This window comes from Rhizobacter sp., assembly GCA_021153565.1.
Lineage (GTDB): Bacteria > Pseudomonadota > Gammaproteobacteria > Burkholderiales > Burkholderiaceae_C > Albitalea.
In genome coordinates, this window is the sequence record JAJKJU010000140.1 from 1 (window position 1) to 16,055 (window position 16,055).

At 62.9% G+C, this 16,055-nt stretch carries 13 protein-coding genes and 1 pseudogene; 11 read left to right on the forward strand and 3 right to left on the reverse strand.

Annotation, left to right across the window (positions count from 1 at the left end):
* Positions 1-96: 96 nt before the first annotated feature.
* The 3 genes and pseudogenes from galE to AC30NL_RS08485 all read right to left on the reverse strand — a co-directional run bounded on the left by galE (position 97) and on the right by AC30NL_RS08485 (position 3,818).
* Positions 97-1,122 (reverse strand): UDP-glucose 4-epimerase GalE, encoded by a 1,026-nt coding sequence (gene galE, locus AC30NL_RS08475; RefSeq protein WP_489463563.1) that lies wholly within the window; start codon positions 1,120-1,122, stop codon positions 97-99.
* Positions 1,119-2,357 (reverse strand): porin family protein, encoded by a 1,239-nt coding sequence (locus AC30NL_RS08480; protein WP_489463564.1) that lies wholly within the window; start codon positions 2,355-2,357, stop codon positions 1,119-1,121. The genes galE and AC30NL_RS08480 overlap by 4 nt, the downstream gene beginning before the upstream one ends.
* Positions 2,358-2,423: 66 nt before the next feature.
* Positions 2,424-3,818 (reverse strand): annotated as a pseudogene (locus AC30NL_RS08485) (undecaprenyl-phosphate glucose phosphotransferase).
* A gap of 213 nt (positions 3,819-4,031) precedes the next feature.
* Here AC30NL_RS08485 and AC30NL_RS08490 point away from each other — a divergent pair.
* The 11 genes from AC30NL_RS08490 to AC30NL_RS08540 all read left to right on the forward strand — a co-directional run.
* On the forward strand, positions 4,032-4,592 hold the full coding sequence (locus tag AC30NL_RS08490) for a hypothetical protein (RefSeq protein ID WP_489463565.1): 561 nt from the start codon (positions 4,032-4,034) through the stop codon (positions 4,590-4,592).
* Positions 4,589-6,136 carry a ubiquinone biosynthesis regulatory protein kinase UbiB gene (gene ubiB / locus AC30NL_RS08495; RefSeq protein WP_489463566.1) on the forward strand — a complete coding sequence of 516 codons (1,548 nt, stop codon included), beginning with the start codon at positions 4,589-4,591 and terminating at the stop codon, positions 6,134-6,136. The genes AC30NL_RS08490 and ubiB overlap by 4 nt, the downstream gene beginning before the upstream one ends.
* A gap of 192 nt (positions 6,137-6,328) precedes the next feature.
* Entirely contained in the window at positions 6,329-7,795 is a 1,467-nt protein-coding gene (locus tag AC30NL_RS08500; RefSeq protein WP_489463567.1) for a high affinity choline transporter 1, read from the forward strand.
* 86 nt (positions 7,796-7,881) lie between these two features.
* Positions 7,882-8,259, forward strand: coding sequence for an FmdB family zinc ribbon protein (locus tag AC30NL_RS08505; RefSeq protein ID WP_489463568.1), 378 nt, complete (start codon positions 7,882-7,884; stop codon positions 8,257-8,259).
* Positions 8,260-8,280: 21 nt separating this feature from the next.
* Positions 8,281-8,961, forward strand: coding sequence for a DUF502 domain-containing protein (locus AC30NL_RS08510; RefSeq protein WP_489463569.1), 681 nt, complete (start codon positions 8,281-8,283; stop codon positions 8,959-8,961).
* Between the two features lie 133 nt (positions 8,962-9,094).
* Positions 9,095-10,891: an aspartate--tRNA ligase gene (aspS, locus tag AC30NL_RS08515; protein ID WP_489463570.1), complete on the forward strand. Its 1,797-nt coding sequence runs from the start codon at positions 9,095-9,097 to the stop codon at positions 10,889-10,891.
* A gap of 185 nt (positions 10,892-11,076) precedes the next feature.
* The gene (gene nudB, locus AC30NL_RS08520; protein ID WP_489463571.1) at positions 11,077-11,541 is read left to right on the forward strand and encodes a dihydroneopterin triphosphate diphosphatase; all 465 of its coding nucleotides are present in this window, start codon (positions 11,077-11,079) and stop codon (positions 11,539-11,541) included.
* The gene (locus tag AC30NL_RS08525; protein ID WP_489463572.1) at positions 11,538-12,344 is read left to right on the forward strand and encodes an endonuclease/exonuclease/phosphatase family protein; all 807 of its coding nucleotides are present in this window, start codon (positions 11,538-11,540) and stop codon (positions 12,342-12,344) included. The genes nudB and AC30NL_RS08525 overlap by 4 nt, the downstream gene beginning before the upstream one ends.
* Positions 12,341-13,681 carry a cardiolipin synthase ClsB gene (gene clsB / locus AC30NL_RS08530; protein WP_489463573.1) on the forward strand — a complete coding sequence of 447 codons (1,341 nt, stop codon included), beginning with the start codon at positions 12,341-12,343 and terminating at the stop codon, positions 13,679-13,681. Before AC30NL_RS08525 ends, clsB begins: the two co-directional genes overlap by 4 nt.
* A gap of 181 nt (positions 13,682-13,862) precedes the next feature.
* Positions 13,863-14,975 carry a ligase-associated DNA damage response exonuclease gene (locus AC30NL_RS08535; protein WP_489463574.1) on the forward strand — a complete coding sequence of 371 codons (1,113 nt, stop codon included), beginning with the start codon at positions 13,863-13,865 and terminating at the stop codon, positions 14,973-14,975.
* Positions 14,972-16,055 (forward strand): ATP-dependent DNA ligase (locus AC30NL_RS08540; RefSeq protein ID WP_489463575.1); only part of this gene is annotated, 1,084 nt, incomplete at its 3' end. The genes AC30NL_RS08535 and AC30NL_RS08540, both read left to right, overlap by 4 nt.

Sequence of the window (16,055 nt, forward strand, 5' to 3'; positions counted from 1 at the left end):
AGCACAGCCATAGCCCGGGCTATGGCGAGCATTTGCAACGACGAGCAGGGGTCTTTTGGCGTGATGAGCGGGCATGATCGAAATACTCTCAGCCTCTCAGGGCCGCGCGAATCCATTGGGATTCATGCTTTGCCAGCGCCAACTGTCGGCGCACATGGCGTCGATATCGCGAATTGCGTGCCAGCCCAGGGTTTCATGTGCAAGCGTCGGGTCGGCGTAGCAGGCGGCGATGTCGCCCGGGCGCCGATCAGTGATCTCAAAGGGAATCGATTGCCCGCTCGCCCGCTCGAATGCACGCACCAATTCGAGCACGCTGAACCCCCGGCCGGTGCCAAGGTTGGCAGTGATGGAGCGTTTTTCGTCCAGCAAATAGCGCAGGGCGGCCACATGGCCTTCGGCGAGGTCGAGCACATGGATGTAGTCGCGCACGCCGGTGCCGTCGAGCGTGTCGTAGTCGTTGCCGAACACACGAAGTCGTTCCAGCTTGCCCACGGCCACCTGGGTGATGAACGGCATGATGTTGTTGGGTGTGCCGCTCGGGTCTTCGCCAATCAGGCCGCTCTCGTGCGCGCCAACAGGGTTGAAGTAACGCAGCAGCGCGATCTTCCAGCGGGGATCGGCACGTTCCAGGTCGCGCAGTATGTTCTCGCCGATCAACTTGGTCGCACCGTAGGGATTGGTACTCGATAGCGCGGCATTTTCGGTAATTGGCAATCGATCTGGCTTGCCATACACGGTGGCGCTCGAGCTGAACACCAATGCGCGGCTGTCATGCCGGTCCATGGTCTGTGCAAGGGTTAGCAGGCCACCGATGTTGTTGGCGTAGTAACGCAAGGGCTGCTGCGTGCTTTCGCCTACGGCCTTGTGCGCCGCGAAATGAACCGCGGCCAAGATCCGGTGGCGCTCGAACACGCCCTCCATCGCGGCCGCGTCGCACACGTCCACCAGTTCGAACACCGGCTCCTGTCCGCTCAGATGGCGAAGGCGGCTCAGCACCTCGGGCGAACTGTTCGAGAAGTTGTCGATGCCGACCACGTCGTAGCCTGCACCCAGCAAGGCAAGCCAGGTGTGCGAGCCGATGTAGCCGGTGGCGCCCGTGAGAAGGATTCGAGGTCGAGTCATCGGAATGCAAGCTCAGCGTTGCAGCCAACAGTGTGGGCCGAGTAGACACCGGAGCGACTTTCTCGGCCGGCGTTGCAGCCGAGGCTGATGGTGCGCGTCGGTTGGTACTTGGCGCCAATGTTGTATCGCGTGAGTGCTTCGCTGCTCGTGTCGCCGGTCGAAGAGCCAATGTGCGAGACGTCACCGTTGAACTGGATCTTGGCTGTCAGTTCATAGTTGAAGCCAAGTTGCGCCGTCGTGCTGACGCGGTTGGCGTCAACGCGTACGGTCGTGACGGTAGGAGGCGTCAGCGGCGTCGTCGGCAGGGGCGACTGCACCAGTTGCATGAAGGTCGTGGCAGTGCCGGTGTCGCGGTTCAGCGTGGCGGTGAGATTCAGCTTGCCGCTGAGGTGGTAGTCCCACGCCACACCGCCGGTCATGCCGTGAAAGTCCGACTGGTTGTCCAGCGAGTGATCTTCGCGCGTGGCGTTCAGGTGCCCGCTGAAGGTGCTGAGGCCGGTCGGGGTGTAGGTGGCGTTGACGCCGACATCATTGCGCTTGAGATCGTCCGGTGCAGTGGTGCCAACCCCCGTCGCCACGGCGGGGTATTTGGCCTTGCTCGTGCGCGCGCTCACGCCCACGCTCAGTGGACCTCCGCCACCCCAGCGCAGGCCGAGATTGGCAGAGTCCTGACGCACCGTGCGCAGGTCGTTCGGAGCGCTGAAGTCCACGGAGCCGTGCTCGACGCCGCCCTCAAGACCAAGCGAAGCAGCGAGGCCGTAGCGCGCATTGGCGCTGAACTGCCGAGACTTCTGCAGGTTCTTTTCAGTGGTGGTCGCCGCGTTCACATCGCCGTAGTTTGCGAGGCTTTGATTTGCCGACAAGCGCACGTTGCCCGACAGTCGCTCGATCGTTGACCAGTCGAGTCCCGTGGCGAGGCCGTAGCTCGTGTTGTCCAACTGATCGAGGTTCTTGTGGCGGTTCACGGCGGCAGTGCCATTGGCGAAGAAGCGCTGGCGGCCGAAGGGCTGGTCGATGCCGCCGAGCAATCCGGTACTCGACACCGTGTCCGCGATCACTGGCAATGTTCCGTTGTCGGGACGTCTGAACACGTTGCTGTCATGCGTGAACGCCTGGCTCACGCCGATGTAGTACGGATTGGCTTCGGCCAAGACGCCGTTCGTGAAGCCCAGCCCGATGGCCAATGACAGTGGGCGTACCGCGATGCGGGCAATAACGTGCAGCTCTTTCGGCATGCAAGTCCTCCTGTGTTGTCGTGAGACCGATCGAATCGATCGCCGCGTCGTGTCTATCGTATCTAGTTAGTACGCGTTGCGATCGAAGAACACCAGCCGGATGGTACGCACAATGATTTGCAGATCGAGTCCGAGCGACCAGTTGCGCAAATACTCGAGATCGTATTCGACCCGTGCCTGCATCTTTTCGATGGTGTCGGTCTCCCCCCGATGACCGTTGACTTGAGCCCAGCCGGTGATGCCCGGCTTCACTTTGTGACGAACCATGTACGCTTTGATCAGGCGGCGGTATTCCTCATTGTGTGCGACCGCATGCGGGCGCGGCCCGACGATGCTCATTCGGCCTTGCAACACATTGAAAAACTGCGGCAGCTCGTCAAGTGAGGTGCGGCGAAGGAAGGCCCCGAAGCGGGTGATGCGTGGATCGTCCTTGGTCGCTTGTCGCACCACCGGGCCGTTGTCCTGCGCGCGCATCGAGCGGAATTTGTAGACGATGATCTCGTCACCCTCGAGGCCGTTGCGCCGCTGCCTGAAGACGACCGGTCCGGGTGAGCTGAGCTTCACGCCGATGGCGATGGCCAGCAGGATGGGCGAGATGAGCACGATGATCAGGCTCGCGAGCACGACATCGCTGATGCGCTTCACGAGTTCGTTGGTGCCGGTGAAAGGTGTCTCGCAAATGCCCACCACCGGCACGCCGTTCATGTCCTGCAAGCGGCCCTGGATGATGCTGATGCCGAACACGTCCGGCACGAAGAAGAGTGACGCGGTCGTGCCCTGCACCTGCTCCAGCAATTCGAGAATGCGCGGCTGCGAGCCCAGCGGCAGCGTGATGAAGACATCGCGGATGGCGTTGTCGCGAATGTAGTCGGCCACGTCTTTCAGCGTGCCCAGGCGCTGTTGCGACGCGAGTTCGTGCACGCGGTCGTCAGTGCGGTCGTCGAAGTAGCCGACGAAATCGATGCCTTGATCACCGCTTTCAGTGACTGCACGTGCCACCTTCACGCCCAGGGGCCCGGCGCCCACGACGATGGCCGAACGCCGGGCTTCAGGTTGTGCCGACCAGTGATGCACGAACTTTTGGCCCACCCATACCGCAAGCCACTGCAGCACGGGTGTCACCACGATCCAGTTGATGAGCGCCTGTTCCTCGAAGTAATTGATGCTTCGCGTGGCATAGCCGCACAGTGCGAGGATGCTGATGAGCATCACCCACGACGAGACGATGTCGACTCCGGCGGCGATGAGGTTGTCGCGGAATCGGTTGCGCCCAGGGAACGTGAGCGCGAAGACCAGCAGGCACAGCGTGAGTTCGGCCCGCAGGATCGGCGCGTCGATGTACCAGTTAGCGATAAGGAAGGTGAGTACCGTGATCGCGGGCTAGAGGAACGCCGCCACCAGCGACGTCACGGACTGTGGTGCGCTGTAGAAGGTTCTCTTGTAGCTGCGGTCTTCAAACATCAATAGGGGTAATCGTCGCGCCGGCCTCGTGGGTGCTGCCGCGGAGCCGCAGGTGTGCGGGCGTTTCGTTGTGGTGGTGAACTGGCGGACGTGGTCGCGGTCCTCTCGAGTCGCCGCCCATACAGGCGACTCGTCTTGTCTTCAAAGGCGTGGATTCTCCCTCAAAAACGTGGCACTCTCGACACCTGTGTCCGAGGGGCAGGACGCGGTGCCGTGCCTACAATCCCCCTCATGTTCGATACCCTGCAGCAGCTCGCCACGACGGCTTTTTTGCAACGCGTCACACTTTGGCTCAATCACGTGATAGCCGGCGAGGATGCTGCAGTGGCGCGGCTTCGGCCGCACGCCGGGCGGTCCATCCGCATTCATTTGACTGGCTGGCCTTCGCTATTGCCGCAACCGGCACTGAGTTTTTCCATCACACGGGCAGGCCTGCTCGATTGGACGGGCAACGAGCTGGCCGCCGAAGCCGACTTGACCCTCGCCGTGGATGCTTCCAATCCTGCGCGCATGCTCGCCCAGGGCCTCGCGGGGCAGCGGCCGACGGCGGATGTGTCAGGAGACTCCGCGCTTGCCAGCGACGTGAGCTGGCTCATGGACAACTTGCGCTGGGACGTTGAAGACGACTTGGCACGCTTCATCGGCGAAGCACCGGCCCATGAACTTGCACGCTTCGGCAGGCCCGTCGCGCAGGCCATGCGAAGCGCGCTCGCGGCAATTGCAGGATTCGTCACAGGGCAGGGCGGCGCCTCGCAGGAGCCGCCTGCGCGATGAGGCATCTCGCGCGCCTCGTCATCATCGTTTTCACAGTTCTGCGTTTCGGCCTGGACGAGCTTGCGCTGTCGGGCTTCCGGCAGCGGCGCATCCGCCTGCTGGTCAAGTTGATCACCATCGGCCGCAAGCTCGACATGCCCCGCGGCATGCGCCTGCGGCTCGCACTTGAGCGGCTCGGGCCAATCTTCGTCAAGTTCGGGCAGGTGTTGTCGACACGGCGCGATCTGTTGCCCTCTGATGTCGCTGACGAACTTGCGCGTCTGCAGGACCGGGTGCCACCATTTCCTGCGGCGCAGGCGCGGGTGCTGGTGGAGCGCGCCTTCGGCAAGCCCATCGAGGCCTTGTTCGCGAGTTTCGAGGCCGACCCGGTCGCGAGTGCATCCATCGCGCAAGTGCATTTCGCGACGCTCAAGGATGGTCGCGAGGTTGCCGTCAAGGTGCTGCGCCCGGGCATGCTGGCCGTCATCGACGATGACCTCTCTCTCATGCGCACTCTCGCGCGCTGGGTCGAGCGATTCAGCGCCGACGGCCGCCGTCTGAAGCCGCGCGAGGTCGTGTCTGAGTTCGACAATTACCTGCACGACGAACTCGACCTCGTGCGCGAGGCCGCCAATGCCGCGCAACTGCGCCGCAACATGGCAGGGCTCAACCTCGTCATGATCCCCGAGATGCTGTGGGACCTGTGCACCCCCGGCGTCATCGTGATGGAGCGCATGTATGGAGTGCCCATCAGCCAGATGCAGCGTCTGGCCGAAGCGGGCGTGGACATCAAGAAGCTTGCGCGCGACGGCGTGACCATCTTCTTTACGCAGGTGTTTCGCGATGGTTTTTTCCATGCCGATATGCACCCCGGCAACATCCAGGTGAGCATTGCGCCGCCGACGTTCGGCCGATATATCGCACTCGATTTCGGCATCGTGGGCACGCTCACCGAGTTCGACAAGGAATACCTGTCGCAGAACTTCCTGGCCTTCTTCCGGCGTGACTACAAGCGCGTGGCGGAGCTTCACGTGGAGAGCGGCTGGGTGCCGCCGACGACGCGGGTGGACGAACTGGAGGGCGCAATCCGAGCAGTGTGCGAACCTCATTTCGATCGCCCTTTGAAGGACATTTCGCTCGGGCAGGTGTTGTTGCGTTTGTTCCAGGCCTCGCGGCGGTTCAACGTCGAGATCCAGCCGCAGCTCGTGTTGCTGCAAAAGACCTTGTTGAACGTCGAGGGCCTGGGGCGACAGCTCGACCCGGACCTCGATTTGTGGAACACAGCCAAGCCCTTCCTCGAGCGCTGGATGAACGACCAGATCGGCTGGCGGGGCTTTGTCGGGCGTTTGAAGAACGAAGCGCCGCGCTACGTTCAGTTGCTCCCGGAGTTGCCGCGCTTGCTGCACCAGGCGCTGCAACCCCGGTCGGCGACAGAGCAGCGGCTGGTCGAGGCCCTGTTGGTGGAGCAGCGACGAACCAACCGGCTGCTGCAGACATTGGTTTATCTGGGGCTGGGCTTCGTGGTCGGCCTCGTCGTCACCCAAGTCATAGGCCATTTCTTGTAGCCGTGAAGCCCGGGCATGGGCGCCCGCGCGAAGGCCATATTTCTCCAGGGTTTCAGCCGGACTGCGGGAACGTGACGTAAGCCATTCCACGGGTTCGCGCGACTCCCATGTCCCCAGGGGATAATGCGGGTTGCTGGAGCGGGCTCAGCGGCGATCTTCGCCCAGCTTTTCCAAGCCAGTCCCGTACGTCCGATGAATTACACACTGATCACCTTCGTGGTGCTTTATCTCCTGGGCACATTGAGCCTGGGTGTCTGGGCAGGCACGCGTATCAAGAACACGAGCGACTTCGCGATCGCCGGCCGCAGCCTCCCGCTGATCATGGTGGTGACCACCACTTTTGCCACCTGGTTCGGTGCCGAAACAGTGATGGGCATTCCGGCCAAATTCGTGCAGGGCGGTCTGAACTCCATCGTCGAAGACCCCTTCGGTGCCGGCACCTGCCTGATCCTTGTGGGCCTTTTCTTCGCCACCAAGCTGTACAAGCAGAACCTGCTGACCATCGGCGACTTTTACCGCCAGCGCTATGGCAAGGGCGTGGAGGTGTTCTGTTCGGTGGCCATCATCCTGAGCTATCTCGGATGGGTGGCGGCGCAGATCACGGCGCTCGGCCTCGTGTTCTCGGTGCTCACCAACGGCGCGATGTCCGAGACGGCCGGCATGATCGTCGGCACGCTGGCAGTGCTTGTATACGTCGTCATCGGCGGCTTCCTCGCCGTGGCATGGACGGACTTCATCCAGATGATCGTGCTCGTGATCGGTCTGAGCATCATTGCCATCTTTGCGGGCAACCTGGCAGGCGGCGCCGACAAGGTGTTTGCCATGGCGAGCCAGAAGGAACTCTGGAATTTCCTGCCGCCGCCGACCTTCACCGAGATCGCGATGTTCGTCGGCGCGGGCCTCACCATGATGCTCGGCAGCATTCCGCAACAAGACGTTTTTCAGCGCGTGATGTCGGCCAGGAACGCCGAGACAGCGCGAAACGGCGCCGCCATCGGCGGATTGAGCTACATCCTTTTCGCCTTCGTGCCCATGTTCATCGTGTCCTGCGCGATCATTGTCATGGGCCCGAGCGCCATGGATCTTGCCAAGAACGACTACCAGCGCCTCCTGCCCACCTTCGTGCTGACGAAGATGCCGCTCGTGATGCAGATACTGTTCTTCGGCGCGCTGCTTTCGGCCATCAAGAGCACCTCGTCGGCGACCCTGCTGGCGCCGAGTACCAGCTTTGTCGAGAACATCCTCAAGAACCTGCGCCCTCGCATGACCGACAAGCAGCAGTTGTTCGCCATGCGTTCGACCATCGTGATTTTTGCCGCGCTGGTGCTGGCCTATGCGGTCGCCATGAAGGGCACCTCGATCTATGACCTGGTGTCGGCGGCGTACCAGATCACTCTGGTCGGGGCATTCGTGCCACTGGTGATGGGTTTGTACTGGAAGCGGTCCACCACCCAGGGCGCGGTGTTGTCCCTGGCCCTGGGCATTGGGACCTGGATCCTCTTTTTTCCGCAGATCACGACCCTCGGTGCCAAATTCCCGGGACAACTTGCCGGCCTGATCGCCGCGTTCACGGGCATGATCGCAGGCTCCCTCATGCCGCAACGGCTCAGGAACCGGCATGAGCGTACCCACCACCTCGCGGGTGGCTTGAACGCGTAGCGACTTGCCCCCATTTGACTAGGCGAGCCGGGCCAACCGGCGCGCTTCCTTATAATTTTTTAACGTTTTGAATCAAGGGCTAAGTTATGCCGATCTACGCATACCGCTGTGAGTCGTGCGGGCACGCGAAAGATGTGCTGCAGAAGGTCTCCGACCCGCTCATCACCACTTGCCCGGCGTGCAACGCCGAGAGCTTCAAGAAACAACTGACCGCCGCCGGCTTCCAGCTCAAGGGCTCGGGGTGGTACGTGACGGACTTCCGCAGCAATGGCACCAAGCCCGAGGCGGCCACCGGCACTGCGGCCGTGGCGCCCAAGTCCGAGGGCGCCAACGGCGAAGGCGCAAAGAGCGACAGTGCAAAAACCGACTCCGCACCCGCTGTAGCCGCTCCGTCATCTTCTTCGACCTCCACCAGCAGCAGTAGCGGCGTTTCCGGCGGTACCGGTTCCAGCGCGAGCGTTTGAGTCGCCTTTTCTAGGGTCTTCGTGAAGAAATATCTGCTCGCCGGTCTGCTGGTCTGGCTGCCGCTCGCCATCACCCTCTGGGTGCTGCACGCCATCTTGAACACCCTCGACGGCGTGTTCGAGGCGTTCCTGAGCGCGTCCCAGGCCGTGCTGCCCACGGCAGCATACGCGCCGCTGCAAATGCTCAAGCAGGTGCCCGGCTTGGGCGTGATCGTGATGGTCGTCGGCTTGCTGCTCACGGGCATCTTCGCCGCCAACATCGCCGGGCAGTGGGCGCTGGCGCAGGGCAGCAGGCTGTTGACTCACATCCCCATCGTCAAATCCATTTACAGCTCGGTGAAGCAGGTGTCGGACACCTTGTTCTCGAGCAGTGGCAATGCGTTTCGCGAGGCGGTGCTGGTGCAGTACCCCCGCGAGGGCTCCTGGACCATCGCCTTCGTCACCGGCAGGCCGGGCGGCGAAGCGGCCGACCACCTGCATGCCGACTACATCAGCCTGTACGTACCGACAACGCCGAACCCGACCTCCGGCTTCTTCCTCATGGTGCCGCGCAAGGACGTGATTGCCCTTTCCATGACCGTGGATGAAGCCCTCAAGTACATCATCTCGATGGGCGTCGTTGCACCGTCGGCGCACATGTCCCGTGTGGTTCAGCCCGCGCCGCAAGTCATCGTCAACGACGCGCGAAATCAACACGGTTGAGCGCGCGGCAAGCGCTCAACCGTCAGGGCTTGTGACAAAGCCTCGAAGCGCCTGACCCGACATCCGCAAGATCCGCCGCATCGGTTGACCACCCGCCGCTGCCGCGAACAAGAAACCGAATACTGGAGCGACCATGAGAACGACATACTGCGGCCTCGTCAGCGAAGCACTGATGGGCCAGACCGTGACACTGATGGGCTGGGCGCATCGCCGCCGGGACCATGGCGGTGTCATCTTCATCGACCTGCGCGATCGTGAAGGCCTGGTGCAGGTGGTGTGCGACCCCGACCGGGCGGACATGTTCAAAACCGCGGAAATTGTTCGCAACGAGTTCTGCCTGAAGATCGTCGGCAAAGTTCGCGCGCGCCCGGCCGGCACGGAAAACGTCAACCTCACGAGCGGCAAGATCGAAGTGCTGGCTCATGAGGTCGAGGTGCTGAACGCGAGCGTCACGCCGCCTTTCCAGCTCGACGACGAGAACCTGTCGGAAACGACCCGCCTCACGCACCGCGTGCTCGACCTGCGCCGCCCGACGATGCAGAAGAACATGATGCTGCGGTATCGCGTCGCGATGGAAACGCGCAAGTTCCTCGACGAGCATGGCTTCATCGACATCGAGACGCCGATGCTGACCAAGAGCACGCCCGAAGGCGCACGCGACTACCTCGTCCCGAGCCGCGTCAATGAAGGCATGTTCTTCGCTCTGCCGCAGTCGCCGCAGCTGTTCAAGCAGCTGCTGATGGTGGCGGGCTTCGACCGCTACTACCAGATCACCAAGTGCTTCCGCGACGAAGACCTGCGCGCTGACCGCCAGCCCGAGTTCACGCAGATCGATATCGAAACCAGCTTCCTCACCGAGGAAGAGATCCGCTCGATGTTCGAAGGCATGATCCGCTCGGTCTTCAAGAAAACCATCGGTGTCGAACTGGGTGACTACCCAGTGATGAAGTATTCGGAAGCCATGCACCGCTTCGGCAGCGACAAGCCCGATCTGCGTGTCAACCTCGAGTTCACAGAACTCACCGACGTGATGGCCTCGGTCGACTTCAAGGTGTTCAGCACGCCAGCGACCACCAAGGGCGGCCGCGTGGTGGCGCTGCGCGTTCCCAAGGGCGGCGAAATGAGCCGGGGCGAAATCGACGGTTACACCGAGTTCGTGAAGATCTACGGCGCCAAGGGCCTGGCCTGGATCAAGGTCAACGACTTGACCAAGGGACGCGAGGGTCTGCAGTCACCGGTCGTCAAGAACCTGCACGACGCGGCGTTGACGGAAATCCTGAAGCGCACCGGCGCGCAGACCGGCGATCTTCTCTTTTTCGGTGCCGACAAGGAAAAGGTCGTCAACGATGCGATTGGCGCACTGCGCGTCAAGCTCGGCCACAGCGAGTTTGGTCGCGCCAACGGCTTGTTCACCGACAAGTGGGCGCCGTTGTGGGTGGTCGACTTCCCGATGTTCGAGTACGACGAGGAAGGCCAGCGCTGGAACGCCGTACACCATCCATTCACGGCGCCCAAGGACGGGCACGAGGATTTGATGGACAGCGACCCGGGCGCGTGCATCGCCAAGGCCTACGACATGGTGCTCAACGGCTGGGAACTGGGCGGCGGCTCGGTGCGTATCCACCGTGCCGATGTGCAGAGCAAGGTATTCGATGCGCTGAAGATCAGCCCTGAAGATGCGCAGCTGAAGTTCGGCTTCCTGCTCGATGCGCTGCAGTATGGCGCGCCCCCACACGGCGGCCTGGCCTTCGGCCTCGACCGCATTGTCACGATGATGACCGGCGCCGAAAGCATCCGCGACGTGATCGCCTTCCCGAAGACTCAGCGCGCACAATGTTTGCTCACGCACGCGCCGAGTCCGGTGGACGAGAAGCAGTTGCGCGAATTGCACATTCGGCTGAGGAATCCGCAGCCGACGGCGGCGGCTTGAACGCGTCGCTGATGCAGAATAAAAAGGGCGCCTCTTCCGCGCCCTTTTTTGTTTCCGGATCAGCGTGGTGACCTCGGTGAGCGGGCAAAGCGCAGCGTGTTTTCGACAGGCTCAAGCCTCTCAGGTTGCACAGGCCTGCGCTTTCCCATCCGACGGATCCCGTCAGGAACGTTGATTGCCTTTCCATGAATCGGCCCTACAAGATCCCTGAATCCGTGCTCGTCGTCATTCACACGGCCGATCTCGACGTGCTCTTGATTGAGCGCGCCGACAAGCCCGGCTTCTGGCAAAGTGTCACTGGCTCGAAGGACACCGTGGAAGAAGAACTGGAGCTCACCGCCGTGCGCGAAGTCGCCGAAGAAACCGGAATCATCATTGGCTCGCCCGAAGTGCCGGTTTCTGCGTTGCGTGACTGGAATCTGCGCAACATCTACGAGATCTATCCCGTTTGGCGACATCGCTATGAGCCGCACGTCACTCACAACACCGAGCATGTCTTCAGCCTGCAGGTGCCGCGAGACATTGCCGTCACGCTGGCGTCGCGAGAGCATTCCTGCTTCGAGTGGCTGCCCTGGCGCGAGGCGGCCGACCGCTGCTTCTCTTCGTCCAATGCCGAAGCCATCCTGATGCTGCCGAGGTTCAACGCATGACACCCCCGGCCTCGCGCTCAATGCGCTTCGCCAACACCTCGATGCACCCGAGCCACGTGCTTCGCGTGGCCACCTACAACATCCACAAGGGCGTTCGCGGCATGGGCCCGCGCAAGCGGCTTGAGATCCACAACCTCGGCCTTGGCATCGAAGCGCTCGATGCCGACCTCGTCTACTTGCAGGAGGTGCGTCTTTTCAACCATGCCGAGGCCAAGCAGTTTCAGGATACTCACGTCGGCTGGCCCAAGATGCCGCAGGCGGACTATCTCGCGCCCGAGGGCTATGACGTGGCCTACCGCACCAACGCGGTGACCAAGGACGGCGAACACGGCAATGCGCTGCTGTCGCGTTGGCCCATCGGCGACATCGGGCACCGTGACGTGTCTGACCATCGCTTCGAGCAGCGGGGGCTGCTGCATGTGCCGGTGAACTGGAATGGCGAGGTGGTGCACTGCATCGTGGCGCACCTGGGCCTCATGCATTCCAGCCGCGTGCGGCAGATCGAGCGCATCAATGCCTTCATCAAGGCCGAGGTGCCCAGGAACGAACGCCTCGTGCTCGCAGGCGACTTCAACGATTGGGGCGAGAAGCTCGACGGGCCCATGCGCGCCACCGGTCTGCGTCGGGCGACGCCCGACGGTGCGTCGCCGCTGCGGACCTTTCCGTCGCTCGTACCGGTGTTCGCGCTGGACCGCATCTACACCCGCGGGTTTCGCTGCACCTCCGCCTTCGTCCCGCGCGGCAATACCTGGGCGCGCATGTCGGACCACTTGCCCTGCGTGGCGGAACTCGAGCTCGATTGAAACGCCCATCCATCGCGCGAGTCGCCGAACCCCACGACCCATCGGGTCCCGTCCCGCAGGTGGAAGAGGACGCGCCCTTCGATCCGCTGTCGCGCTTGGTGCCCCGCGCGGTGTTCACCGGCGGCAACGAGGTCACGTTGCTGCGCGGCGGCGGTGAGCTTTTCCCGGCGATGATCGCGGCGGTGGCGAAGGCCGAACACGAGGTGTGGTTGGCGACCTATATCTTCAACAACGACCCGGCCGCCTTGGCGGTCGCCCGCGCCCTGGCTGACGCTTCGCATCGAGGCGTGCAAGTGAAGGTGGTGATCGACGGCTTCGGCAGCCGCGCGACGATTCTCGACATCTGGCGGCTCTTGTGCGACGCCAACGTGGGGGTCACGATCTTCCGGCCCATCAACCGCTGGTGGAACTGGCTCCAGCCCGGGCAGTTGCGGCGGCTTCATCAAAAGCTCTGCGTGGTCGACGGCGAGGTGGCTTTCGTTGGCGGAGTCAACATCATCGACGACCGGCTGGACCTGGGCCATGGCTGGACAGATGAGCCGCGGCTCGACTTCGCGGTGCAGTTGAGAGGGCCGGTGGTTGCACCCATCGAGCAAGCGGGCCGGGCAGTCTGGACGCGCGCGCAACTGGGCCAGAACTTTCGCGAAGACGTGATGGCGCTCGCGCGTGGCGCCGAACCCGTGGCGCATGCCAAGCGCCTCATCAAGCGCATGCGCATGCCAAGCCTCAAGCCCAACAGGACGAAGCTCAGCGACTTGCCCCCTGTGCGGGCCGCCTTCGTGTTGCGCGACAACCTGCGGCGGCGTCGCACCATTGAACGCAGCTACATCGCGGCGCTTCGCAAGGCGCAATCGCGCATCGATCTGGCGTCGCCGTATTTCTATCCGGGGTCCGGTTTTCGCACGGCACTGCGCCAGGCGGCGCGGCGTGGCGTGCAGGTGAGACTGTTGTTGCAAGGCAAGCTCGACTACCGTTTTGCCGGACTCGCTGCGCGAACGCTGTACGACGAACTGCTTGCGGCGGGCGTGAAGATTTTCGAATACACGCCTGCCTTCCTGCATGCCAAGGTGGCGCTCACCGACGACGAGTGGGCGACGGTGGGCAGTTCCAACATCGATCCGCTGTCCCTGCTCTTGAACCTCGAAGCGAATGTCGTCGTGCGCGATGCGGGCTTCAATGCGCAACTCGCGACAGAGTTCGATCGCGCATTTGCCGTCTCGCGCCAGATCGAGCGCAATCGATCGCGCCGCAGCGTCGAGGGGGCAGTGAGGCGCGGTTTCGTCGCGTGGTGTGCGCATGTTTACCTGCGCATCGCGGGTGCAACAGGCAAATACTGACTGAAGCGGCTGAGGGCATTCCGATCATGGGCGCTCATCACGCATTAAGCCGACTGCTCGTCGTTGCAAATGCCAGTGCAACGACGTCATGGGGCCAAAGACGCGGTCTTATGTTCCGCAACGCGTGGAACACTGCACTAGAGCAGGCGCCTTTGGACGTGCTGCCCGGACACCCATCGAAATGATCTCAGCCTCTGAGCGAGCGGTGGCCGTGCAGTCTTGCGCAACCCAGGACCTCGTCATTGAACGTCCAGAGGGGTTGTACTGTCCGCCCGGGGACTTCTACATCGACCCGTGGCGTCCGGTGGACCGTGCCGTCATCACGCACGCACACGGAGACCATGCGCGCATGGGCAATGCGCACTACCTCGCGTCGCAGCAGTCGGAGGGTGTGCTGCGTTCGCGGCTGGGCGACGATATCAATCTGCAGACGCTGCCCTATGGGGAAGTCATCGAGCATCACGGCGTGCGCCTGAGCCTTCATCCAGCGGGCCATGTGCTCGGTTCATCGGAGGTTCGGCTCGAGCACGATGGCCGGGTGTGGGTGGCGTCGGGCGACTACTTCGTCTGCGGGCGCGGCGACGCCAACAACACCTGCGTGCCATTCGAGCCGGTGCGCTGCGATTGCTTCATCACCGAGTCGACCTTCGGCCTGCCCATCTACCGCTGGTGCCCGCAGCGCGAGGTCTTCGACGACATCAACGCCTGGTGGCAGGCCAATGCCGAGGCCGGGCGTGCGAGTCTGCTGATGGGCTACAGCTTCGGCAAGGCGCAACGCATTTTGGCGGGTGTCGATGCGAGCATCGGACCCATCGTCGTGCATGGCGCCATCGAGACGATCAACCGCGCCTACCGGGCTGCAGGCGTGGCCTTGCCGCCTACGCTGTACTTCAACGACGTCACCGACAAGGGTCTGTTGAAGGGCGCTCTCGTGGTGGCGCCTCCTTCGGTGCTCGGCAGTGCATGGGTTCGGCGCTTCGGCGACCCGAGCGATGCGTTTGCGAGCGGCTGGATGCAACTGCGCGGCGCACGAAGGCGGCGCGGTGTCGACCGCGGCTTCGTGCTCTCAGACCATGCCGACTGGCCCGGCTTGCAACGCGCCATCGAAGCCACCGGGGCGCAGCGCGTCATCGTTACCCATGGCTATGAAGCAGTGATGGTTCGCTGGCTGCAGGAGCAAGGCTTGCAGGCCGGCGCGTTCCACACCGAGTACGACGACGAACGCCATGACGCGCAAGAGTCGCCCGTGCAAGCCGACACCACGTCTGCCGAGTCGGAAGAGGGCACCGAGTGAGGCGTTTTTCGCAGCTCTTCAACGAGCTCGATGCGAGCACCCCCACCACGGCCAAAGTGCAGGCCTTGAAGCGCTACTTCGCACAGGTCGATGATGCCGATGCCGCGTGGGCGGTGTACTTTCTGGCTGGCGGCAAGCCGCGACAAGTCGTGCCCACAGGCGTGTTGAGAGCGCTCGCCTGCCAGCGGGCGGGCATCGCCGAATGGCTGTTCGAGGAGTGTTATCAGGCCGTGGGCGATCTGGCCGAAACCATTGCCCATGTGCTGCCGCCTGCACCCTCGCTCAACGACGTGAACCTGGCGCAGTGGGTCGAGCAGCGCCTGTTGCCCTTGCGCGAGCTTGCACCTGAAGAGCAGGCGCTGCGCATAGCGGCCTACTGGAATGAGCTCGACTCTTCGGGCAGATTCTTGCTGACCAAGCTCATCGGCGGTGGCTTTCGCGTCGGTGTGAGCAAGCTGCTTGTACAGCGCGCGCTTGCCGAGCACGCGGGGCTGGATCCGAAGGTGGTGGCGCAGCGCATGATGGGGTTCACCGACAAGACAGCACGGCCGAGTGCAGAGGGCTTTCGGCAACTCATCTCACAAGACATCATCGGCAACACCGACTCCGGCCAACCCTACCCGTTCTTCCTCGCCCATGCGATCGAAGGCCTTCACGAGAGTTTCCACCATTGGCTCGGCCCACCGGCTGACTGGATCGTCGAGTGGAAGTACGACGGCATCCGCGCGCAGATCGTGAAGCGCGCCGGCATCGTCTGGATCTGGTCGCGCGGCGAGGAACTGATGACCGAGCGCTTTCCCGAAGTCGTGAAGCTGGCGCAAGGGCTACCCGACGGGACCGTGCTCGACGGCGAGATCCTCGTGTGGAAGGGCGATGCGCCCGCACCCTTCGCTCTCCTTCAACAACCTGACCTTTACGTACGCTGGACACGCGGAAGATGGCCGTTGGAGCAAATTTTTCCCCTACGAGGTTTGAAGAGGGCGGGGTTGACGCATGACAAGTTCATGTTTGCTCAGAGGCCCAGGCCCCTCACCCCAGCCCTCTCCCCGAAGGGGCGAGGGAGCAATGCAGGCCAGTTCG